Genomic DNA, 24,885 nt, shown 5'->3' with positions numbered 1-24,885 from the left:
TTGTTAGGCACCTCATAAAGCTTTATTGTTTTTGAGGTGCCTAAAACTATGGAAACCCGGCTATGGCAAGACAAACCAAACCTCTATCCGTTAAAGAAATCGAATCTGCTAAGCCCAAGGAAGCGGACTACGTTCTCTATGATGGTGATGGCCTTGAGCTACTCATCAAATCCAGCGGCAGCAAAATCTGGCAGTTTCGCTACATTCGACCTGTTACCAAGAAACGTGCGAAGAAGAGCATAGGCCCCTACCCGTCAGTTACCCTTGCCGATGCCAGAAGCTACAGGGCAGAGTCTCGCTCTCTCCTTGCGAAACAAATCGATCCACAGGAACATCAGCAAGAACAACTTCGCAGTTCGCTGGAAGCCAAAACCAATACTTTCCAACTCGTGGCTGAACGTTGGTGGAATGTGAAGAAAGCCAGTGTGACAGAGGACTACGCAGAAGATATCTGGCGCTCTCTTGAAAGAGATGTCTTTCCTGCGATTGGCGACGTTAGCGTTACAGATATTAAAGCTCACACACTGGTTCAGGCCGTCCAACCGGTTCAGGCCAGAGGAGCGCTGGAAACCGTCCGTCGCCTGTGCCAGCGCATTAATGAGGTCATGATCTATGCCCAAAATACAGGTCTGATTGATGCGGTGCCTAGTGTCAACATTGGCAAGGCCTTTGAGAAGCCGCAGAAGAAGAACATGCCAAGCATTCGACCGGATCAGCTACCTCAACTGATGCAGACAATGCGAACAGCCAGCATTAGCCTTTCCACACGCGGCCTGTTCATGTGGCAACTTCTTACTATTACCCGCCCTGCCGAAGCGGCTGAATCTCGCTGGGAAGAGGTAGACATAGAAGCGCGAGAGTGGAAGATTCCTGCAGCACGCATGAAAATGAACCGCGACCATACTGTTCCATTGTCAGATGAAGCAATTGCGATACTGGAGATGATGAAGCCGTTAAGTGGAAATCGAGAATTTATCTTTCCCAGCCGCATCAAGCCAAACCAGTCGATGAACAGTCAGACCGTAAACGCATCGCTAAAACGCGCAGGTTTTGGTGGGGTGCTCGTTTCACACGGACTGCGATCTATCGCCAGTACAGCCCTTAATGAACAAGGCTTTCCACCTGATGTTATTGAGGCAGCACTGGCCCACGTGGATAAGAATGAGGTTCGTCGTGCTTATAACCGCAGCGATTACCTCGAGCAGCGTCGTCCAATGATGCAATGGTGGGCTGACTTCGTTATGGCTGCTGATCACGGAAATATGATTGGAGATGGCATTCGAGGTATAAGGCTTGTCGGCTAATACACGAATAAGCGCTTCATAGGGAGCGCTTATTCTTATTATCCAAATTCACATAAAAGATTACTACAACTGACCAGTTCTTTTTTTTCTGCTTACAGTGTCCTCGAAAGCCTGCTTCACACTTTCAACATTTGTAGACCACGATTTTAAAATAGTATCGGCTAAGGCTTCCTGACTGGTAGTTGGCATTCGGTATTTTTTATCGTGCTTATTAACAATCAATTTTGACTCCTCTATAAATAGCCACAAAGGTTCAATGAGAACATTCACCGCTGCAACTTTACTTCTCCATCCCTCTTCAGGAGCCAAATCATTTATAAGTTCCACCAGTTTTTCCTGAATAGGTCGATACATTTCAGATTTTTTTACCCCACCTTTTCTTCCTGATCTATTCTTGGTAGATAAAAGTTTAGTTTGTTTATCTATAGAGATCTTATACCAAACCATCCCCATGCTTTTATCAAATAACTCAGATGCTTTTTTAAATGCTTCAAATGCAACATCCTCACTATCTGACATAATTAATCGACCCAACTTATAGCACTTAAGAGCATATCTAAGTTGTAGTTTAAATATTTCATCTATTGAGGGATACTCAGGAATATTAACAGCGACTTCTTCGCAAATAATACGAGCCTGCAAATTAACCCAGTACTGACTAAGAAGGTTATCTAACTTTATGCTTTCCTCTTCCCTCGGAAAGCCCTTATGAGATTCAGTGTATCCATGCTCTTTTAAATAAGAAGGCGAATATAACAATATCCCGGGACCAAACTTTTTAGAGTTCCATACCTTTTCCTTCATCATAGTCATCTCAGCCTGCATATCTGCATGCTCTTCATCCAACATGCCAGCATACATACACCACCCACAGTCATTCATTCCACGGGTAAGATCACTACGTTTTCGTCTAATTTCTTCACAAAATCTTTAATAAAAAACATTTAACCCCACAATATCAACAAGTTAAACGCGTTAAAAATAAAGTTCTGCTAGCCGTATTTTTTTGATGAATCCTTGCAGCTATTCTTTGCAGCAACCAAACTGAACTAACAAGAGGCAAACAAGTATGAACACTTCCTCATCAGTCAGGATACTCCGCTTACCTGCTGTTATCCATAAAACAGGTATCTCACGAGCCACAATCTACGACTGGTTGAACCCGAGGTCACCACGTTATGATCCAACTTTTCCTAAAAAAAGAAAGCTTGGAACACAATCTGTTGGATGGCTTGAATCAGAAATTGATGAGTGGTTGTTACATCGTAGTCTCATTAATTAATTCTAAAGAGGAGTTAGATAGGATGTATGTCTAAAAAAAACAGCTCAACGCAAAATAAAGAACTTGGACTAAAATTCCAGACACTTCCCACTTTTGCACAACGGTTAATAAGCTACATACATTATAAAACAGGAGCCGCCGCTGAACTTATTTTAATAGTGCTACTTGGGGTAATGACACTTGCCTGCCAGGACAAATTTGATGTTCAGCTTAAAAATGGGAGAACCTTTACATCACTATATCTCATGCTATTGGCACGCTCAGGTAGCAGGAAATCAACGGTATTCAGGCTATTGATGGGGATAATTTATCAACTGGAAAAAGAGCTGCGAAATGATTTTCTGTTAAAAGAGAAAATTCATAAGCTTAAACTAGTATCCTGGGAAACCGAGCTAAAGGAGCTTAAAAAACAATTTGGCAAAGCTGTTCGTCAGAAGGCTGATGTAACTGAAGCACTTGAGGCGTTGGAGGAGTGCCAAAGAAGAAAACCATCAGCTCCAGAAAGAAAGTATCTTACAAAAAACGATTCGACAAGTGAGGGACTTAGAAAGGCATTAGCACTGGGTTCTCCATCATTGATGCTCGGTTCTGATGAAGCTGGAGGGGTGTTTGACAGCAATCTTTTTCGCAATATATCAGTTCTCAACTCTCTTTGGGGAGAAGGGAGAATCTCTGACAGCAGAGCATCTCGTGACAGCTACGATGTTGATGATGTCCGGCTAACCGTATTGCTGTTGTTACAGCCTGAATTATTTAACGACTTTATAAGTAAGCAGGGGAAAAAATTAAGAAACTCAGGATTCTTAGCCCGTTTATTATTGATTGATCTGGAGCAACTCCCTGAACTATGTGACATCCCTGAAGCGTGTTCATGGTCTGATGAACCAGGACTTGATGGTTTTTTCTCTATTCTCGTTAAGCATTTGCAAGACGGGATAGAGCGTAGAGAAAAAAATGAAGAACGTATCTGTATTACTTTATCTGTAGAAGCACAGGCTGTATGGGATACACAAAGCCAAAGAATTACAGAGCTTATGAAACTAGGAGAGAGTCTGCACTACTATGATGATTTTGGTGCCAGATTTATGGAACAAACAACAAGAATCGCAGCAGTAATGCAAATGTTTATTACACCCGATTCATCGATAATTACTAAGGATACTTTTATGTCAGCATCTAAATTAATGCAATGGATTCTTAATCATTCAATCATTAAGGTTGATTCTACCCGAGAGCCTACAAGGGCTGAAAAATTAAAATGGTACCTTGAGGATAATCTTGTTAGTAATGGTTCTTACGACTACAAAAGGAATGACCTCATTAAAAAAGGTCCATATTCGATCAGAAGTTCAGAAAACCTGATGCCTACTTTAGAACAGCTTGAATCTGAAGGAGTGGTGCAATTATTCGAAAGGAATGGAATTAATTATGTAAAATTTATTGGTTCAATAATGGAACCTAAAGAACTAGCCGAGAAGACCAATATTCCTTTAATAAACTCGGGGTCAGTTGTAATGAATAAGCTCCCTATATCTAAATAACTTCAGAGTAGTTTTATTTTTTTATCTGATTAATGTTTTGACGTTAATATCAGTAACACTGCGGCTTTTGTTTAAATTATTGTGGAGAACAATTCATGAGTTTACCTGGTATATGTAATATACCTTCATCCATGTTCTAATTTTATACCTACATATCCCTTGCTAGGGATTATATCCGATATCACATGGGTAGCCCTCACGCTACCCATTATCCAAAGATTATTATTTACATACTTAAGGATTATTATGGAATCACAATATTCACTTACCAATGAAGAAATCCATGACTTGGTAGAAATAGCCTCCAGAAAGTATAGATCGCCTATTGACCTCAATATTCTCAACCCACTGCTTAACATGGTCTACGGCACACTGGAGCAGAATAACCGAATACTAGGTATTCGTACTGACTCGAGATTCGCCCAGTCTCATGTACCGGGAGAGCCTGATCTACCAATATGCTTCCAGCGCGATGATGCGCAGGCAATCACGCGCTTCTACGAGTCACTGAAAAGCCAGTTACGAGCGGATCATAACCGGTCCAGAAGACCGGGAGATCCGACATTACCATCTTATGGATGGTGCAGGGAACGTGATACAAGCGAACATCCCCATTACCACCTGATGTTGTTGTTTAATGCAGATGTGTATGGGTACCTGGGCAATTACCAAGAACTCAATGCTAAAAATATGGCAACCCGAATACAGAAAGCCTGGTGCAGTGCTGTAGGGCTTGCTCACGAAGATTACGCAACATTAACTGAATTCCCACCAAATGCTGTTTATAGGTTTAGCATCTTCGATGCTTTGGATCGTAACCCAGTCTACTGGGATTTCCTGATTCGACTGGCGTATCTGGCGAAAACCAGGACCAAGGATATTCACAGCGGTTACCGCAACTTTGGCACAAGCCAGTGTCCACGCTTAAGCGGATTAGCCTGTTAATAGCACTCTGGGTGAGGTATTCATCCTCACCCTATCCATTAACATAATTGATACATTTCTCGGTAAAAAATTCGATAAAATGTCTCGGTACCCTGCTACAACCTGCTACATGTAGCAGCTGTAGCAGTCTCCAAAGGTCGGAATATTCGTTTTGGGTTAAGTATGAGGCCATCTAAACCGACCCGCTTGAATGTCCAGAATTGCTGAACGTTTTGTAATTTTAACAACGTTCATTGCGGCCGATTGGCGGTAGATATAGTCAATCTCACCCTGAGAATTACACTTTTAAGTGATTCAGGGTATGAAGTAGACGTTGCTAGCATCCGTTCGTGTTAACCAATGGGGCTCCTCTCGTTCTATCGCTCCTTAATTACAATGCATATTAAGTAAAAAATGACAGAACATAACTTCACGTTCCCCTCTTAACCTGGTTTCTGTACAAACCCAAAGATTGTCCGTAACGGATTCTTCATCAATTTTTACAGCTTGGCCGTCTTTTTTGTAACCGACATAGTCTGTTTTCGAAATAAACTTGTGATATCCCATCGCAAGAGTGCTGAAATCTTTAACATCACAATAGGCAACCATGAAGACAGGGCTTAGGGCTTCAGCATCGTAACCAGATACTTTGTTGAGATGTTCGACTATAACTGTCTTGTTAAGCGAAAAGAGGCGAAATGCCTCGAAAATTGCAATCCGTCTGTTTTTGCTGTCGGTAATCAAACCATCACTCTCACCGGGGCTTTTTCCTGATTCAGAGCTGCCGGTACGTTTCTGATCGCGAAAACCAATTCTCGCCTCAGCCATTCGCATATCAACAAGAGAAGCAAACCAGTCGTTGATGAGATCTTCATGAATAATTTTATTGAGCTGTCCATCAGTGCTCTGCTGGCTTTGAAGGTTCTTTTTCCTCAAAAGCAACTCACCAGCCACCTCAGTAATTACTTTTCTCAAAAACATCTCTTTCGAACGGCCACCTCCAGTAATCTGTACATAGTCCTCGAAGCTGCCACCGGTAATACGTAGGTAGTGCTGTCTGAGTTGATCAATACTGCGCTGACTAGATTCTGCCATTGCATGGACGATGTCGAGAACAGAGTTCTGATTAGGAAGAGCTTGACTGAGCTGGGTAATCAGATCGGCCAGCCCCACATCATGTTCACTGAGAATGAGATTACACTCTCGAAACTCATTAATGATTTGAGACGCAACAAGGGGTTTACCTCGTTGGATAAGACCTTTGCAATATGGCAGGAGGATTTCCCGTGTTCGGTGCTGCTCCCCCGTGAGTTTTCTCCAGTATTCATCCGCCCGCTGCTGATCGCCGACCTGTATCATGACGTCAAGCACCATGGCTACCCAGCTTGCAGCCATCTGATCCGGTGTAATGCTGCTTGTCTGCTCCAGAAACTTATTCAGAGCGCGGCGACGCGCGGCTTTATTCTGGCTATCTGACAGCTCGGCTATATGCCCTCTGAACAGCGTAAATGCGAAATGTGGCGCGTTGACCTCTGCGCAAAGAGCTTCCATATATCGTACCGTTTTGCGGGGCTCAATCTGACAGAATGCTATTGCGATGATATAACGACGGAACTGTTCACATTCCCTGAGTTGGCGACGGACTATTTCATGCCCCGGTAAGCCGGTCAGGCCATCAGGTAAAGAGATACGTAACACTACTTCTTCGAAGGCATGAGGAGCTTCGTGACCGGAAAGGTAGGCTGACAAAAGGCTGTATTTATAGTGATAGGTTTCCCATCGGTAGATAGTTTCTTTGAACTGTATGTGAGAGGGACCTCTGAAACGTTCAAGCAAGGGTTTTGCAGCAGATAGAACTCTTTCGGCAAGTTCCATATGACCATTTTCACAGGCATGAATAAATGCCGTTTCCAATGATTTTAGGCCAAGCTTTTCGTCACTGAGGTCCTGTCGGTCGAGAATTGCATCATGAAGAACCTGCCTTCTTTCATGGTTATTACAACGTTCAAGCAGGATATACAGTGAATCAAGCGGAATCATGTCGATACAGCGTTCCGTAAACTCATCGTACTTTGATGGGGGAAGGATATTCACAAAAAGGCTAAAAATTTTCCACAGGTCTGCTGCCTCATCATTAAGAACAGCGCTGAAGAGATAGCATCTCTCCTCATCATGACCGAATCCAAGCGCGCACACGATGTTTATGATGCGCTGCCACACGCGCGAGCGCTCTTCTTCTTCCAGCGGACCTTTAGAGATTAGCATCAGGAGTTGCAAATACTGGCAGATAGCTGATACAGCATCAAAGCATCGGTCATGCTTGTAGGTCAGCACGGTAGTCCAGCTATCATATCGACTAGAAAGCCGCAGGATTTCATTAATTCCAATAATTTTTATCAGGCTTTGCCAAGGTAGAAGCGCAAAGAAATTGTCAGATTGCAAATCTCGTCTACGCGTAGCAATGCATTCTGTGAATGCATTGCTATAAAAGCGAATCAGGCATTCACCCAGTTGCGGCAGCAAGTCATGATACGCAACATCTGTAGATTCGAGTCGCTGAATAAGCCAGAGCCCGAGGTGGTATACACTCCTTTCCCTGATATGTGAAATGCGCCGTTCATATTGCTCGGGGATGGTTTCAAGGAAGGCAGAGGCAACTGCAGCTACGTGCTTATCTTCAAGCTTGTGCATAAAACAGGTTAGCGCCCTGTACTGGAAACCATCTGTATTAAGCAACGTAAACAGTCCACTGTTGTCGGCAAGATAAAGAGATACGTTGAGTAACTTCAGACCGTTATCTGATCGATTTTTTATGGTACGGACATACTCTCTCACCAGCACGTCGAGAAACAACTGGCTCAAGTCATCGGACATATCATGTCGACGGGTCACGGACAGCGGATACTCCCGATTAGTCAGATGATAAATTGCAATCTCACAGGCTTCAGGCCTCGATAGTAAAAAGAGGATGTATTTGCAGTTGAAGCGGAGAGGGAGAGCAATGAAGAGCAAATACTTTAGCGCTTGACGTGACTCGACCAGTGAAAGTAGGTTGAGCGCAAACGGTTTGGTAGTTAGTGAGTGATGATCGATGAGTATTACATGGTTAAAGCACGCCTGAATGAGCCAGGACAAGGCTCCCATTGGATCACGCCAGCTTCCCCAATTCTGCAATTGTCCTAGAGCAATTATTTCGGCAGGATCGTCAATGTCAGGAAAATGGTAGGCATCATCCAGCGTCTCCGCAGTCCTCATTGTCAGTGGAGCAGGTTCATCTGGCTCATCGGTTTTATCCAGCATGATACTTTCACTGCCAATGTGTAGGTTAATTTCCAACGTGACAGGCTGGATCAGGCGCGCAAAGTCATATGAATTTACGGCCTGCTTGTAGATTGTTCTGAGTGGATAACTGAACTCAGGTGCCGTCTTCACCAGCAATTCAACCTGACGCAAGAATTGGTCCGTTTCATTTTCATCAAGCAAGCTGAACTGCACCGGAACAATTGAATGACTTAATACGCGCACGCAAAGCATCCATTGGCGAAAAGCTTGTTCAGGAGAATGACGTCTCAGAAGACACTGCCAGAGATAGGCGCTCTCCAGTCTGGTAAACCGATGTTTTTCAGGATAAATGGCAACCTTCCCGCCCTGCTGAACTGCGCCGGGAAAGAGACGATCAAGAAGAATATTCCCCAGTTCTTTACTTATAAGAGCAATGAGCTGAGCCTCCTCCATCACGAAATGAGGTTGAACGTAACCCTTCCGACCAAAGCGAATATTCTGCAAAAGGTTTGTTACCCGAAGAATATCCTCAATGCTCTGATCCAACGGCTTAGATTGATGCGGTTCACTGCAGTGAACCGCAGCCCATCCTCCGGGAAATGAAATGAATCCCCCAGCTTCAAAGAATGCCAACGAATATTGGGTGCCAGAGTAAAGATCTGAGCCTTCAGAACGCGGCCAAGATAATTCTCCCGCAATCAACGCGGCCACGTTGCACCGGTTTAACTCGGGTGTCGCAAGCGTTGCGTCAACCAAAAAAAGGGCAAGCGCATAGGCCTGCTGGTGTTCGAAAAGATTGCCATTACCGTGCGAAACTTGTCCTGAATTATCATTAAGTAACTTGAGAAGAAACGCCCAATTTTCTGAATGTGAAGTGTCCATTTAATGTCTCTGCCCCATCCGTATTTTAGCCAATATTACTGGCTGAACCGCTGCTGGGTCATTGTTATTTTCACCTCATGCAAACACCATACGAACCAATTGTTACGATAAGACTATTGAGCTCTTTGCCTCTAAGGTTCGCAATGTATAGGACTGCACCTTCTGGACGTGACGTTTCAGGTATGGTTTACAGGGAGGTTATGAAGTACAGCTCGCCCTGAATATAAGCGCTGCAGCATTATGCTTCTCCTAGTTGTTAACCTGCCCCCCGCTGCTTAACACACCACGATGTTAGTAATTGCTCCAACAGATTTGATAGCAATTATGAACTTCTGTAGCTCGCTCGTAGCGGACTCAGTACACCACTCTGGCCGCAAAGTGCCAGATATAGTCATTCACACCTCAGTTTATGTGACCAAAATCGGTATGGAACTACATTTCTATATCGCTAATGTGTTTGAATGAGTTGCTTTTTAAAGAGGTCGAGGCTGTCACAAAGGTCATTGCAAGATACAGATATGATCATTTCATAGTTCAGAGGTGGCATAAGCACTAATGATTAAAAGAACGTTCAAAGAAATTCCTGATGGAAAAAGTATTGAAGCCGACCAGCAATCATTCTTGACTGGCTTGGGCTGGTCCCAAGGTGCTACATGGGACGATTTACTGCAATCGAAACGTGTATTGATAATTTCCGAAGCAGGTGCAGGAAAAACCTATGAATGTCGAACACAGGTGGAGCATCTGCGTGCTGCTGGCGAATACGCATTCTTCGTTGAATTAGCGGCCTTGGCGACCGAAGATCTTCGTAGCCTGCTCGATGGAGATGAAGAAGCCCGTCTGGACGCTTGGCTTACTTCACAGTCCGAGGTTGTGACATTTTTCCTTGACTCGATTGACGAGCTGAAACTGACGTTGGGCTCGTTTGAGCGGGCCCTCAAACGACTGAAAAAGTGTATCGGAAATCAGCTTCACCGGGCGAAGATCGTCATCACGACACGACCGGTCCCTTTCGACGAACAACTGGTTAGAAGCATACTACCTGTTCCTCCTTCGCCATCCTTTGAATCCAGTGAAGAGACATTTGCGAAGATTGCAATGGGCGAGCATCAGGGTCAATACAACAACAGGAAGAGGAGCCAATTGCCTGATTGGCGGTCTGTAGCCTTGATGCCGCTGTCGGACGAACAGATAATCCAGTTTTCTAGAGACCAAGGGGTGAATGACCCCGAGCTTCTTTTGGGAGATCTGCGGCGTCGCAATGCCCAAGAGTTTGCACGGAGGCCTCAGGACCTCATTGAGTTATGCGCGGACTGGCGTGAGCACAAGCGTATTCGAACACATCGAGATCAGGTTGCCGCTAATGTCCGCGTGAAGCTGCTTCCTCGCGATGAAAGACCCGAACTTGCGGAATTGTCAGTCGATAAAGCGATTGAAGGAGCTAGCCGGCTCGCACTTGCAGTTCAAATGACTCGTCGTCTAACCATCCGTCATAGTGCAGCATCTGACGTTGTCGACGAGGAAGCAGCTCTAGATCCAGCAATCATCCTGTCCGATTGGCAACCGAATGAACGAAAAGCACTTCTGGAACGACCACTATTTGGTTTCGCTTCATATGGCCGTGTGCGCTTTCACCATCGCTCGGTTGCTGAATACCTTGCTGCGGAGCGCCTAATAGCTCTGCAAACGCAAGGTATGCCGTTTAAGGCTCTCATACGGCTTCTCTTCGCAGAGACCAAAGGAAAGACAATTGTTCGTCCCTCTAAACGGCCTGTGGCAGGTTGGTTAGCGTTGCAGGAAAATAGGATATTTGAACTATTGCGAGACAATGAACCCGCAGTTCTTTTGGATGAAGGCGATCCCGAATCGTTAACACAAACGCAGAGGAAACAAGCACTTCGTGCCTATGTGAATCTTTATGGCCCAGGGGGATGGAGAGGTCTTCGAGTTCCTGACATTCAGGTCCATCGTTTTGCATCAAGAGAGCTGGCAGAAGAGATCCTGCAGCTCTGGCGTGGTGGAGTGCAGAATCCGGATGTGCGGGAAGTCCTTATTAGTCTCATTGAAGCGGGTCATATCGAAGACTGTGCTGACATTGTATTCGATATCACTCAGGACTCCTCTGCACCTGCTATTGAGCGCATAACCGCTTTTGATGCGCTCGTTGCTCTTGATGACCATAGGCTCCACGAAATTGCTCTTAGTATTGCATGCGCCGATGAACTCTGGCCTGACGATGTTGCCCAGGGGGCCACTCTACGTCTTTTTCCAAAATACATGTCGGTTGAGCAGCTTTGTCAGACTCTTCGGTGGTTAAAGCGAGAAAAACGCAGTGTAGGCAATTTTAACTGGCAGCTTCCACGGCTAATAACAGCATCGCCTTTCGACGTTATAACTCTTGAGAAGCTACGCGATTGCCTCGTTATGTTGGTTTCTGAGGGGTTAAAATGGCGAACAGAGTGGCCGCATATTACGAGTGAACGACCATACCTCTGTGAGGCGCTTGCGGCGACTTGTGAGCGCGGCCTTGATATCAGGCATGGAGACGAGTGGCTGTATGCCAGTACCCTTGCTTTGCGATTGCATCATCAGGACCATAGCAACGACGAATCGATAAAGTCACTTTGCAAACGACTTTCCACTCTGAATGGAGACGATAATAGTCGTCTCTTCTGGGTAGAAGACGCTTTTCTTCAGTCGCTCAATGAATTCAAAACCCCCTGGGAACGGCTTGCAGAAATCACCATACATGATGGACCAGTCCAACTCAGGGCTGATCGGGATCTTAACTGGGTAAGCAGAGCACTTGGCGATACGACTCGCGAAAACGGTGAACGGGAGATGCTCTTAGAAGCAGCCATTCGTTTGTCGCCGGATCGTGATAATTCGAAGGAACACATTGAAGGGCTTAGACTGCTCGTAGCGGATCAGCCTTTATTTTTGCGAATGCTTGATGATTGGCTGAAACCATCAAAATACGATAAAGAGCGTCGCCGTTGGGAGAAAAAGCATGCCGAGCGGAAGAAGCAAGAGGAACGTCGAAAGGCCAAGAATCATGCCAGTTGGGTTCAGTTTTGGAGGAAAATTGCTAATCAGCCTGAAGACGCATTTTCGTCTGGGCAAGGTTGGAACACCGCTTGGGACCTTTGGCGAGCAATGAGTCACGATGGTGATGACAGCCGATCCTCCGGCTGGAATCGTCACTTTATTGAAAAGCAATTCAGCCCACAAACGGCTGATAGGCTGCGTTGTGTTTTGATGAGAATCTGGCGCGAAGATTACCCAACCCTCCCCAGCGAAAGACCAGAAAGTGAGCGAAATACGTTCCTTGTGCGCTGGCAGCTTGGATTAGCTGCGATCTATGCTGAAGCAGAGGACCAAAGCTGGGCAACTAAGCTAAGCAATGCAGAGGCTCATTTGGCGGCACGATACGCCCTAATTGAGTCTAATTGCTGCCCAAAGTGGTTAGAGTCCCTGGTATGCGCACATCCTAACGCCGTGGAGCAGGAGCTTGGAAATGAACTGTCATGGGAGTTGAACCTGCCGCCAGGAACGTATGGCTATTTGAGCCTGATTCAAGGAATTGGCTATGCGTCAGAGAGAATTGCGAGACTATTTCTACCACGGTTTGAATCTTGGCTGGATACTGGGGACGACCAGATATGTAGTGTTGATAATGTTACCGCAATGGCTGAAAGGGTACGGCAAATCACGCGGATAATCTTGCAGTATGGCGATGCCGGAGAAATAGAGAGGCTTCGAGAATGGGCACTTCAAAGGATGGAGCAACAATTGCCGTTTGCGCTGCGGCTAGTTTGGCTTTCGACCTTAATGCGGATTGATTCGCAGGTAGGTGTCGAGGTACTAGAAGGTCAGATCGATATAGTGACGCCAGACGAGCGATCAGAAGCAGTAACATGGCTAGCCAGTCTCTTTGCGCCTTGCCATGGCTCAATTGACTTAGGAAGCGAACGCTTCACGCCACAATTGCTGCTACGGTTACTGCGTCTCGCCTATCGGCATGTTCGAATTCAAGACGATGCGCATCACGAAGAGTCCTATTCACCGGACACTCGAGACAATGCAGAACAGGCACGTAGTAACATTGTAGCTGCAATATTCAACGCGAAGGGTGAAGAGGGCTTGGCCGCTAAGCTCGAAATGGCTAGGGATCCTTTGTGCGCGCATTTCAAGGATCGCATTTTTGCTGTGGCAGAAGAAAATTGGGCGCAAGAGATTGATGCAGAGGTATTTGATGAGGAGCAAGTGCTAAAGCTTGATCGAAGCGGAGAAACGCCTGCCTCAACAAATGAAACCATGTTTGCAATTATGAAAGATAGATTGTCTGACCTCGACGACCTTCTTTTAAGTGATGTTTCACCGCGAGAGGCTTGGGCAGAGATATCAGACGAGAAGGTCATGCGTCGAGAAATCGCGCGCGAGCTAAGGCATGCATCGAACTCAATCTACACGGTAGATCAGGAGGCTGTGACTGCCGATGAAAAGGAAACTGATATACGTCTCCGTTCTGTTATTTCTAAGCATGAGGCAGTGATCGAACTCAAACTTGGAGATGGACGAACAGCAAAAGATTTACGAGATACAATAGAAAATCAATTAGTTAGAAAATACATGGCTGCAGAATACAACAAGTCGGGAGCTCTGCTGGTGACTCTTGCAAAAGACCGCCAATGGAAGCATCCAGTTGAAAAACGCATGATCAAAGCAGATGAATTATTATCGCTTCTTATTGAAGAAGCTCAGAGAGTCCAGGAGGTTTTGGGAGGAGGTACTTATATATATATTCACCTTCTTGATTTGCGCGCTAGGTTGCCTGTCGAGTCTCAGGCTAAATTGTAAACTCCAAATGAATTACCATGGGATTGACGGACACCGACAAGCCATTAACCGACTAGTCACAGGGACGAACGTAATGAGTGTCCGTTCTTCACTCATTCAGCCTGTAAGAGATGCTAATGCAACCTGTTGCCAGAATCACCTATTGGGGTGGAGTCAGTCCAGTTTTAATAGTTCTGTTTCATAGTCACGTTTAATTAAGTACTAAGCAATAAAGTGTGGGTTTAAGGTAGTATAGTAAGACATCTTCATACCATAACCTCGCATTGTGTATCACACTAATTGTTGAAACTCCTTGAATGGTGATATCTAAATTTTTAATTAAGGAATGAAATTAAATGATTACAAGCGGCTACTTGATTGGACAGATAATTGACGAGTTCTCTACGTTAGGAGAACAGGCAAAGCTAAGGAATAGGCTTGGTTTATCTGATTTATCTGTCTTTAGTGAGAATTTTTTTAGAGACATATTAAACATCATTGAAGGATTAAACTTAGTCAATACCAATGAAGATAGAGCAAACGAACCGGGTATAGACTTAGGTGATGAAAAACAAAAAATAGCGTTTCAAGTTACCACTACGAAGACAAGCGGAAAGGTCATTAACACCCTAAAAAAAATTACCGATGAGCAAAGAAAAAAATATAATGTTTTCAAAGTTCTTATTGTTGGTGAAAAGCAGAATAGCTACTCCTCCGTCACCGAGGCGTTGAATAACAGAAATACCAGCGAAATACACGCATCAATTACTTTTGACCTAGATCAAGACATCATGGATCTAACTGACTTAGCTCGCAAAGTAATAGGACTTCCCCTACCAACAATTCAACGTTTGAACCGTCTTATTCAAGACCAACTGGCTCAAGTTAAGATTGAACTACAAGTCCCAGACCAAGATGGAAACTATGAGACTTCTGGTTATGCATTATGGGAACCTTTGCCTATCCCAACGTTAGGAGATGGCTCTTCCTTTGCCGTTTGGGAAATAAAGCAAAATAACGTGAGTCATGAACTTCTCGAAGAAGAGATTAGCTCTATAAGAGATGATATTGTAGAGCTCTCGCGACGTCTTCATAAGCTACCCCGCATCACTAGGGAGTTTTTTGCGATGCTTCATGAACGAGCAGAATATATGAGTTTTCGCTTTAAAGAATATCCAAGCCTCTTCCTTGACTCAGTTGAAAAAACATACCCGAATGCAAAAAATGAATTAGCTCTGCTACAGGCTCAAAACCTGCTATATATAAACGCCGATCCTTTATTATTTGATGACCACTTACCGGCTGAAATTGGGCTGCAAATAGGACTTCATGGTGACATCTTTCGTCTTGGATTTTTTAATTTTGTAATTGAAAATAGACTATCATTTCGGCAAGTGCTCGGGGAGTTAGATTTCTCTGCCTTCTGACTTACCATCAAGCTATCACCCTGCGTTCTTGAAAGCTGAGGTCTAGATTCTGTGTGACCAGGTTCCTCATGACTAAACGCCTTCAATGCACTGCCCGCTTTTCACTAATTGCGGGCATTATGCCCCTCTATCTAGGCATTGAAGTCGATGATACGCCAGAGATCTCCGAATCGATTGAAGTCTAAGATTATCAGGGCCGCTACAGCAACCCTATGCCAGAAACTGACATTTTACAAATGCACTGTTACTTCATAGGAATTAGTTAAATATCCTATTGAAATAAACAGCATTATATTATATTTTATTCCCATGTATATTTTCTCTTTTGAATAAGTTTATGAACAAAATGGCAAGTCTTGTAGGGTTAGGTTATGAAATGGGAAGAATTTAAACTTTCTTTATCGAAAAAAGATTTAACTGGCGTAGATTCTGAATTCACTGTTTCAACAAGGCGTTTAGTTTCTTTTTTTAAAGCAGATGGAGCCCATCTTAATAAATGGTGGGTTATGACATCGGTTGACTGGATGTGCCCGTGCTGCAAAAGGAAAAAATCAGAAATTGTTAGGTTAAATAAAAATAATTTTCTAACCTGCCAACTACACGAACATCATGATCATATGAAAGAAGTTGTAAAATCCCTTTTCGAGGAATTTTCAAAGAGAAAGCAGCGTATTGTTGCAGATGAACTATCTGAAAAATTTGCCATTAAGGCGGCCTTTTCATTATCGGCTTATGATAATACAGTTATATGTTTTGATTGTAATAAAGCAGATGCAGACGCAAAACGTTTAGTTAAGTGCCATAAATTCTTTTCATTCTCTCCAAGGGAGATCTCAGAGTTTATTTGTGTAAATCCTAATCATGAACACCAGATTAATGTAAAAGCTGCGAATGAAGTTTGGGCGCGAATAGAACCCATATTTAAAATACGCCTAAATCTCGCTAGACAATTCGCTGAAATAGCTGCAGAGAAGCAAGACTGGTATCAACCATCTGAGAGAACGGCAAAACAGACTGAGCGAATTGCAAAACGATTATTTAAGTTGAATGGATTACATGATTTTGATGAAATAGAACCTGAAAGGTTATTGTATAACACCGAGCCATTTAAAGGTTCAAAAAATTCCTGGCGGATAAAAAATAATCCCGCAGCAAAAAAAATCCCTTTAGCTAACGATATAGCACATTTATCTGCTGTTAGAGGTAAATATTGGAACAGATATGATGAAGAATGGGTGTGTCCATGCTGTCAGCGAAAAAAATATAGCTGCGTTAGACCATCTAAAAAAAATCAATGGGTTCTTGAAGTAAAAAAAGTCCCATTGTTTTATGAGAGTAATTCTAAAACCAATCACCATGAAATTGCAATGTGTATGGATTGTGTTGACGCAGCGATAAATTTAGGGCGTGAGGTTTCACACCTTATATCAAAAGGGATCGAGTTTCCTAGTTCTGTTATCACACTTGAAGAGCTTTCCAAAGTTATAGTTCCTCGCCTCCACTCAATGCATGCATTTCATAATAATTTAATAGAAACATTATTGCCTTCTATTATTAATAGATACCTTAATTTTATTGAAGATTAACTTAGTTTACTTCAATAAAATCACATTCAGAGACTCACAAATTCTAAGTGTTTAACGTCGAATTCTTGCTCATAGCTGCCCCTATTCTCTACTGTGGATGGCTATGTTCCAAAAGCGGATCATTCAGAACTATTGAGGTTTGAAGCAACGATGAAAAAATAAGTACAGCTGGCTTAGTCTGTTACGCCAGCTAGTTCCCCTTGGTTTGGTCATCTTAAGGTGATAAATTAAACCTTAAAATTCAAATAGTTGAATGCATTCCCATTATTGCTAATTTGGTCAAAATAAATTGTTACCTTGGGCTAGGACTGCCAACCTCTAAGGATTAATTTCGATAAATAGCGATCAGTAGCACACTGTCAAACTAGCAGGGTTCAAGCGGTGGACTCATAGTGTTACTTTATGTGTAAATACTGCTAGCATTTGGATTTACAAACTTGCAGAGGTCAAAATGGGACGTTCGGCCGACTACACAATCCAAGGTTTTTTGTATCAGTTTAATCTCACCCTCGCTGAATTGCTTAGGGCTTCAGACGAAGCGGAAATTACTATCGAAGGTATTGTCGAAGATATTGAGGTAGCGACCTTTTCAGGTACTAAAGCCATTCAGTGTAAGTACCATGAGACGAAGGAAAAGTACACAGCGAGCATTCTATATGATCCATTGCTTCAGATGATGAAGCACTTTAAGTCGAACCCAAGCGCAAAAATAAAATACCATCTTTTCGCACACTTCCCGAACATCCCTAAAATCGTCATCTCAACTGAAGATTTGAAGAGTGCTCTAAATTCTAAAAACAAAGAATTAAAAACATTGGTGGCGGAGGCTGCTGGTGTTGATGTTGATAAATTCCTAAAAGTATTTTCAATTACTGTAACACCAAAGTACGACGACTTGATGGAAGAAAATGTAAAACTGCTTGTTGATCTAGGCTTCAATCAAAATGAAGTAGATACGTTATTTTATCCAAATGCTATTCAAATCATTGCTGACCTTAGTATTAAACATGACGAAAAATTTAGAAAAATCACCAAGAAATATTTTTTTGAAGAATTACATCGTATTAGGACTACAGCGATCTCCCAATGGACTCTTGCATTAAAGTCGCGACAGAAGGTTTTGGAAGCTCGACGTAAACAGCTAAAAGAAAACTTGAGTGTAAATGTCAGACTGCGGTTTTTCGTTATATTTCCCTCCCTCATTGAGCAGTTTGACAACGAGATTGTTCTCTTTATTAAGTCGTTTATTGATAAATATCATTTTAAACAGGCGCATACGCACACTCCTATTTTTGTGCTCGATGTTCCTCAAAACTTATTTGAGGAAATTGCGGAGCGATTAATCGATAAGGATGTAATTCCAAACCTTGGATGTCCAGTAAAAAAATTCTCCGAGATCAGTTTTTTCCGTGAGCCAATCGTCGTAAGGGATAAAAAAGAGTTTGCCCTACGCTTTATTCGTTGGGATGATTATAAAAATCTTAAGCTTAAAGTTAAGGCAGATGATTTTTTTGTGATTGGGGATGGAGATATTACGGATTTAGATCTTCAAGATGTGAACCTTGAAGTCTTGGGTGCCGAAAAATTCATTGAAATCAGATATATGATGGGGATGAGTAATGCCTACTAAAATTGGAGCTGTACTTTCATGTGCGCCAGAAGCTGTCGTCGTTGCGGTAGATAGCCTTGAAGTATTCGAGAAATATAAAGAAACGCTTCAAGTTGGTCGCTTTCTGAAGATCGCACAGGGCAATCGCGATTTTACGATTGTAACAATTCGAAACATCAAGGGCACGAATACGAGCACTCAGGACGGAAGGCCTAATTGGAGTTTCCAGATTGAGTGCCAAGCGATAGGAACTTTAGTTGATGATAAAAGTTTTGATCGTAGTAGCCTTCTCTTACCAGTACCAACTGAACATGCTTTTATCGCAGAAAATGATTCTTTAGACAAGATATTCTCGGCAGATGGAGATCACGATCTCCCACTTGGCAAACTTTCCATGAATAAATCCATTGATCTTATGATCAATGGTAATAGATTCTTCAGCAAACATATTGCAGTAGTAGGTTCCACTGGTTCTGGTAAGTCATGCACTGTTGCTAGTGTGTTGCAGGGTATCGTTGGCATATCTAAGCATAAAAATAACAACAAGGGTATGCAAAATAATTCGCATATAGTGATATTTGATATTCATGATGAATATACAGCCGCATTCACTTTACATGCGGAAGAGTCTTTTACTCTGAGTCGATTAGATATTGATACGCTCCAACTCCCATATTGGTTGATGAATTCTGAAGAACTCGAAAGCATGTTTATTGAAAGTAACGAAGCGAACTCTCACAACCAAGTGAGCCAGTTCAAACATGCTGTTGTATTGAATAAGGAAATGCATAATCCGGATGTTCCTGAAGTAACTTACGATACTCCTGTTTATTTCTCGATCAGGGAGGTTTATCACTTCATTGAAAACCTGAATCGAGAGGTCATTGGTCGGCAACCTGGTGAGGACAAACCTAAATTAGCCAATGGGGATTTCGTATATGACCGGAAGATTTATTTCGAAAAAATCCACGATTTTGTAACCACTTCATCTGCCGCAGCGTCCAAGGCGACCAATGGGCCGTTCAATGGAGAGTTCAATAGGTTCGTTTCGCGGTTGGAGGCGAAATTGGCTGATAAACGTCTTCGGTTCCTTTTAAACCCGAAGAAAGCTGACGGGCAGGCACATGCTACTGAAGACTTCGAGACATTAATGAAGCAATTTCTCGGCTACCTCCACAAAGCGAATGTCACAGTTGTAGACCTGAGTGGGGTTCCATTCGAAGTTCTTAGCGTTACAGTAAGCCTGATCTCTCGCCTCATCTTTGACTTTTGTTTTCATTATTCTAAGTTGCAGCATGCCCAAAGCAAACTCAATGACATCCCGGTTATGCTAGTGTGCGAAGAAGCGCACAATTATGTGCCACGAGACAGTCACGCAGCTTATCGAGCATCCCGAAAATCCATCGAACGCATAGCAAAGGAAGGTCGAAAATATGGCTTAAGTCTTATGGTAGTGAGTCAGCGCCCCTCGGAAGTATCGGAAACTATATTCGCCCAGTGTAACAACTTCATTTCCTTGCGCCTAACCAACGATGCCGATCAGACCTACGTGCGACGATTATTTCCAGACAACGCCAATGCGATCACCGAGATTCTACCTAACTTAGCTCCAGGTGAATGCGTGGTGGTTGGTGATGCCGTGTTGTTGCCAGCAGTGATCAAGATGCCGCTACCGGTTCCAGAACCACATTCACAAAGTGTCAAAGTCCATAGTGAGTGGAAGGCGCCATGGCGCGATATTACCTTCACGCAAGTTATTGAACGCTGGAGAAAATAAGAACGATGACCGCCAACGCGATGGCGAAAATGTAACTATTGTCTTAAGACAATCTAAACGATAATTCCACGCTCAATCCAGATGACAGCGTTGTAAAAACTTACAGATATATATCATTTTCCTGAACATACCCCATTGACAGCAGAACCTCTCGGTTCTGCTGTTTTTGTATTCATTTTCAGAGGAGTAGTGATGAAAAAATCTGAAGGTTTGCAGTTACTACAGCGATCGCTTTCTGGCCTCCCACTTTGGGCATCGGAGCGTATTCTGCAGCAAATAAACCAACTTACTGACTATGAGCCAGTGATTGGCATTATGGGTAAAACCGGGGCGGGCAAGAGCAGCCTGTGCAATGCCCTGTTTGCCGGTGAGGTGTCGCCGGTCAGCGATGTGGTTGCCTGTACCCGTGAACCCCTGCACTTTCGTCTGCAGGTTGGCGAACGCTTTATGACGCTGGTGGACCTGCCTGGTGTGGGAGAAAGTGGTGCTCGCGATACTGAGTATGCCGGGCTGTACCGTGAACAGCTTCCCCGGCTCGACCTGGTACTGTGGCTGATTAAGGCTGATGATCGGGCGCTGGCTGTGGATGAGCATTTTTACCGTAAGGTAATTGGTGAGGCATATCGGCATAAAGTGCTGTTTGTTATCAGTCAGTCGGATAAAGTCGACCCCACCAGCAATAGTGATAAATTGTCCAAAGAGCAGAAACAAAACATCAGCCACAAAGTCTGCCTTCTGCATGAATTATTCCAGCCGGTAAACCCGATCTGTGCGGTGTCGGTCCGGTTGCAATGGGGGCTTCGTGTGATGGCAGAACGGATGATTCGTTACCTGCCGCGTGAAGCCAGTAGCTCGGTAGCGGTACAGCTCAGTGCGCCGCTTCGTACCGATGCCGTTAATAAAAAAGCATGTGACGATTTTGGTGAAACGGTCGGTTCGGTACTGGACACAGTAAGTTCCCTGCCCCTGATACCGGCCCCGGTTCGGACAATAATCCAGACTGTACGAGACACCGTGGTGTCGGTTGCCCGTGCTGTCTGGAATTTCTTCTTCTGAATATTAACTCGTTATTTCCTGAGCCCTGTTGCGATTTCGCGGCAGGGCTTTTTTGTCTTTGTTTTCCATCATGAGGAGTCTCTTATGACCCGTCTGGCTTCGCGCTTTGGTGCAGTAAACCTTATTCGTCGTGACCGTCCGCTAACTCGAGAAGAGTTATTTCGTGTTGTCCCCAGTGTTTTTAGTGAAGACAAACATGAGTCCCGGAGCGAACGATATACCTACATCCCAACGATAACGTTGCTGGACAGCCTGCAACGGGAGGGCTTTCAGCCGTTCTTTGCCTGTCAGACTCGCGTTCGTGACCCTGGTCGCCGTGAGCATACAAAGCACATGCTGCGCCTGCGGCGCGAGGGGCAGATAACAGGCAAACAGGTTCCGGAAATCATCCTGCTCAACTCGCATGACGGCACCAGTTCGTACCAGATGCTGCCGGGATTATTCCGTGCGGTGTGTCAGAACGGGCTTGTCTGCGGTGAGTCGTTTGGTGAGGTGCGTGTACCGCACAAAGGGGATGTGGTGAGTCAGGTGATTGAAGGGGCCTATGAGGTGCTGGGGATTTTTGACCGTGTGGAGGAGAAACGTGATGCCATGCGGTCGCTGATACTACCGCCACCTGCGCAACAGGCTCTGGCACAGGCCGCGCTGGTATATCGTTTCGGGGAAGACCACCAGCCGGTTGCTCCGTTACAGGTACTTGTCCCACGCCGCTGGCAGGATGAGAGCAACGACCTGTGGACCACGTACCAGCGGATTCAGGAGAATCTGGTTAAGGGTGGGCTCAGTGGGCGGAGTGCGAAAGGTGGGCGAACGCATACCCGTGCCGTACGCGCTATCGACGGTGACGTGAAGCTCAACCGGGCTCTCTGGGTGATGGCGGAAGCGATGCTGAACGGGTTTCAGTCCTGAGTTTGTTAGCGCTACGTTATTAATGGACATACCCTGTCCGCTTTGCCTCTGTTGCGTCGTATGTATTTTCACCGTTTTTATCGGAATGCCGCGCCGAGCCTGCTTCTGGTGGCAGATAAAAAATAGTTCATTCTGTGTCCATACCCTGTCCGCCCCCTTCTATAGAATTACTTTCATATTCAGTCATTTAATAATCACGGAGATTCAAGATGACACAGGCAGAGCGCCGTCATGACCGGCTGGCTGTCAGGCTGTCACTGATAATCAGCCGCCTAGTTGCTGGTGAGACACTGAGCATGGCTCGACTGGCGGCAGAGTTTGGCGTGTCAGTCCGTACCCTGAGACGGGATTTTCGCGAGCGACTGATGTACCTGGATCTGGAATATTGCCGGGGACAATGCCGCCTGCGCAGCACCAGCGGTGGCGTACAGGGTGAACTGGATGCTCTGATCTTTGCGCACCGGGCGGGGCTGGCCGATATCTTTCCTGGGCTGGACCGGCGTCTGGCGGGGATGCTGCTTACTGCCGAAGGGATGCCCTGTCTGGTGTGGCAGTCTCCACAGCCGATGTCACCGGCCATTTCACTGTTGTTTTACCGTCTTGTCAGCGCCATTACTGCATGCCAGCGGGTACTGCTGCTGGCCGACGGTGAACGTTGTGACGGACTGGCCCCGTACCGCCTGATATCACTCGACGGTTGCTGGTACCTCACCGGTGAACTTAACGGGCATATCACCGTACATCCTCTGACGGCCATTCATGCGGTGACAGTCCTGAACACCACCTTTACTCTGCGAAAACGTCTCAGCCTGTTAACCACTCAGGCAGGCTTTATCCGGGCACTTCCTCACTTCAGCTGTATCCGTGAAGTTTTGTCACAGACTGCCGATAACGGGGAATCGGGGTGAGCTTCGGTTTAATGATCTCTGTTAACAAGGAAAAACAATGACCTGGCATTACGAGAAAAATGGCGTACGTCACGACAATGTGACCGAAGACGACATCACCGGCCTGACTGTTCACGGTGAACTGACTGCCGCCACTCTGGTTTTGCGACAGGAAATGACGGAGTGGCAACCGGTCTCCACCATCCCGCTAGCTTCGGTGCTACTTCAGAGCACCATACACCAGCATACGTCCGCAGCCCCTGACGCTTCAGGGGCTTTATCAGGAGTCTCATAATGAAAAGAAAATCTTCCTCTGCAAGTGTGAAATGGAATTGGCTGGCACTGTCTGTCGCACTGATGGCCCCGACTGTAGCCCAGGCAACCGTCAAAACGGCGGTAGAAGCCAAGAGCTGTCAGTCAGAAAACAATACCTGTCCATATCCTTTCGACCTGTACAAAACTGACTCAGAGTACAAAAAGTCGTTTGATGAGACCATGAATCAGAATGGTTTACCGGCGATGCTCGACGAGATGAATGGTCCAGCGGGTCCGATGGAACCAGTAAAAATTGACGGTAAAGTCTACCTGAAAGGTTTTATGTGTGAAGACGGTAACTGTGGTAACCACAATCTGACATTCTTGTACCAGCCTGACCTCCATAACTTCGTGGGCTTCTACAGCAACGGTAAAGATGGGCAGTGGGTTAACACCCCAAGCGATGGTGAGCTGAAAGTATTACGTGCATTAGTCAATGGGACTGCGGAACCAACACACACGCCAACCGCCACTACCACGTCCAATGATGCACCACCAGCGAATACCATCTGGGAATTTACCGGGGGTAACGGTGACACTCTGTGGAACATGTGCGGCGGTAAACAGAATAGTTGTGTGATTGTTGGTAATACCAAACACGTGGCCGCTGTGTTAAATCACAAGTCTGCCAGTGGGTGTTCATTAGGTGATTTTTACATCATTGACAGGGATGACCGTTCCTGGCAACAGCGAGATACTGGAACCTGTAGTCCAAATGCCTGGGTGCGCAAAGGCTCCATTAAAGGTGGTCAATATCTGTCTGTTGACATCGGCGTCGGTGATGAAACTGTTATCCAGTACCCTATCGGTTACTGGTCAGACATGAAAGAGTTTTCTGGCCCAAACCGACCATCCTGGGAAAAAGCAAAACAAGCTGCTAAGCAGTAGTGTTATCGTTACGACACGAAACATACCCTATTTTTCCTTCCTCTCTTTCAGTCCCCTGTCGCTTTTGCGACAGGGGATTTTGCTTTCAAGGTACACCGAATGTCTGAACCTCAATGGTTACCACCGGGACCTTTCATCCGACAGCAGGCCGAAGCGATTACCCGCCGGTATCACAACATTGCTATTGAAGACGACCAGGGTGGGCACTTCCGTTTGGTGGTTCGTGACCCTGCTGGTCGAATGGTCTGGCGGGCGTGGAACTTTGAACCGGATGCCGGTGAAGGTCTTAACAGCTATATCCGGCAGTACGGCATCCTCACAGACGCCTCCACCCGCAGATCCAAATCATTCACCAGATGATGCTCATACCCCTGACT

Annotated in this window: 16 protein-coding genes and 1 pseudogene; 15 read left to right on the top strand and 2 right to left on the bottom strand. The window is 44.9% G+C overall.

Annotation, left to right across the window (positions count from 1 at the left end; translation table 11 throughout):
• Positions 1–62: 62 nt before the first annotated feature.
• Entirely contained in the window at positions 63–1,304 is a 1,242-nt protein-coding gene (locus LG384_RS23130) for an integrase (RefSeq protein WP_225761592.1), read from the top strand.
• Positions 1,305–1,367: 63 nt separating this feature from the next.
• Here the strand turns inward: LG384_RS23130 and LG384_RS23125 are convergent, their stop codons facing one another.
• Positions 1,368–2,165: a hypothetical protein gene (locus LG384_RS23125; protein WP_225761591.1), complete on the bottom strand. Its 798-nt coding sequence runs from the start codon at positions 2,163–2,165 to the stop codon at positions 1,368–1,370.
• Positions 2,166–2,373: 208 nt separating this feature from the next.
• Between LG384_RS23125 and LG384_RS23120 the strand changes: the two genes are divergently transcribed.
• The 3 genes from LG384_RS23120 (at position 2,374) to LG384_RS23110 (ending at position 5,072) form a co-directional block, all read left to right on the top strand.
• Positions 2,374–2,586: an AlpA family transcriptional regulator gene (locus LG384_RS23120; RefSeq protein WP_032197603.1), complete on the top strand. Its 213-nt coding sequence runs from the start codon at positions 2,374–2,376 to the stop codon at positions 2,584–2,586.
• A 26-nt stretch (positions 2,587–2,612) separates the two neighbouring features.
• On the top strand, positions 2,613–4,127 hold the full coding sequence (locus tag LG384_RS23115; RefSeq protein ID WP_225761590.1) for a YfjI family protein: 1,515 nt from the start codon (positions 2,613–2,615) through the stop codon (positions 4,125–4,127).
• Positions 4,128–4,373: 246 nt separating this feature from the next.
• The gene (locus tag LG384_RS23110; protein ID WP_225761589.1) at positions 4,374–5,072 is read left to right on the top strand and encodes an inovirus Gp2 family protein; all 699 of its coding nucleotides are present in this window, start codon (positions 4,374–4,376) and stop codon (positions 5,070–5,072) included.
• A 366-nt stretch (positions 5,073–5,438) separates the two neighbouring features.
• Here the strand turns inward: LG384_RS23110 and LG384_RS23105 are convergent, their stop codons facing one another.
• A complete protein-coding gene (locus LG384_RS23105; protein WP_225761588.1) occupies positions 5,439–9,215 on the bottom strand; it encodes a hypothetical protein in 3,777 nt (1,258 codons plus the stop codon).
• A gap of 555 nt (positions 9,216–9,770) precedes the next feature.
• Between LG384_RS23105 and LG384_RS23100 the strand changes: the two genes are divergently transcribed.
• The 11 genes and pseudogenes from LG384_RS23100 to LG384_RS23050 all read left to right on the top strand — a co-directional run bounded on the left by LG384_RS23100 (position 9,771) and on the right by LG384_RS23050 (position 24,868).
• Positions 9,771–14,075, top strand: coding sequence for an NACHT domain-containing NTPase (locus LG384_RS23100; protein ID WP_225761587.1), 4,305 nt, complete (start codon positions 9,771–9,773; stop codon positions 14,073–14,075).
• 335 nt (positions 14,076–14,410) lie between these two features.
• Complete coding sequence (locus LG384_RS23095; RefSeq protein ID WP_225761586.1) at positions 14,411–15,481, top strand: SMEK domain-containing protein; 1,071 nt, start codon at positions 14,411–14,413, stop codon at positions 15,479–15,481.
• Between the two features lie 371 nt (positions 15,482–15,852).
• Positions 15,853–17,067: a hypothetical protein gene (locus LG384_RS23090; RefSeq protein WP_225761585.1), complete on the top strand. Its 1,215-nt coding sequence runs from the start codon at positions 15,853–15,855 to the stop codon at positions 17,065–17,067.
• Between the two features lie 451 nt (positions 17,068–17,518).
• Positions 17,519–18,697: a hypothetical protein gene (locus tag LG384_RS23085; protein WP_225761584.1), complete on the top strand. Its 1,179-nt coding sequence runs from the start codon at positions 17,519–17,521 to the stop codon at positions 18,695–18,697.
• The gene (locus LG384_RS23080; protein ID WP_225761583.1) at positions 18,687–20,453 is read left to right on the top strand and encodes an ATP-binding protein; all 1,767 of its coding nucleotides are present in this window, start codon (positions 18,687–18,689) and stop codon (positions 20,451–20,453) included. The genes LG384_RS23085 and LG384_RS23080 overlap by 11 nt, the downstream gene beginning before the upstream one ends.
• 192 nt (positions 20,454–20,645) lie before the next feature.
• Positions 20,646–21,509: a GTPase family protein gene (locus tag LG384_RS23075; protein ID WP_225761582.1), complete on the top strand. Its 864-nt coding sequence runs from the start codon at positions 20,646–20,648 to the stop codon at positions 21,507–21,509.
• 84 nt (positions 21,510–21,593) lie between these two features.
• On the top strand, positions 21,594–22,418 hold the full coding sequence (locus LG384_RS23070; RefSeq protein WP_225761581.1) for a DUF932 domain-containing protein: 825 nt from the start codon (positions 21,594–21,596) through the stop codon (positions 22,416–22,418).
• A gap of 209 nt (positions 22,419–22,627) precedes the next feature.
• A complete protein-coding gene (locus LG384_RS23065) occupies positions 22,628–23,326 on the top strand; it encodes a DeoR family transcriptional regulator (protein WP_225761580.1) in 699 nt (232 codons plus the stop codon).
• A gap of 37 nt (positions 23,327–23,363) precedes the next feature.
• A pseudogene (locus LG384_RS23060) lies at positions 23,364–23,540 on the top strand (DUF4339 domain-containing protein); the annotation flags it as partial.
• Between the two features lie 59 nt (positions 23,541–23,599).
• Positions 23,600–24,508 (top strand): Ivy family c-type lysozyme inhibitor, encoded by a 909-nt coding sequence (locus tag LG384_RS23055; protein ID WP_225761579.1) that lies wholly within the window; start codon positions 23,600–23,602, stop codon positions 24,506–24,508.
• 99 nt (positions 24,509–24,607) lie between these two features.
• Entirely contained in the window at positions 24,608–24,868 is a 261-nt protein-coding gene (locus LG384_RS23050) for a DUF905 domain-containing protein (RefSeq protein ID WP_225761578.1), read from the top strand.
• Positions 24,869–24,885 lie beyond the last annotated feature (17 nt).

Source organism: Citrobacter sp. Marseille-Q3906 (assembly GCF_916618775.1).
Classification (GTDB): Bacteria; Pseudomonadota; Gammaproteobacteria; order Enterobacterales; family Enterobacteriaceae; genus Citrobacter; species Citrobacter murliniae.
Note: the sequence above shows the minus strand (reverse complement) of the source record. Positions and strands in the feature narration are given on the sequence as shown.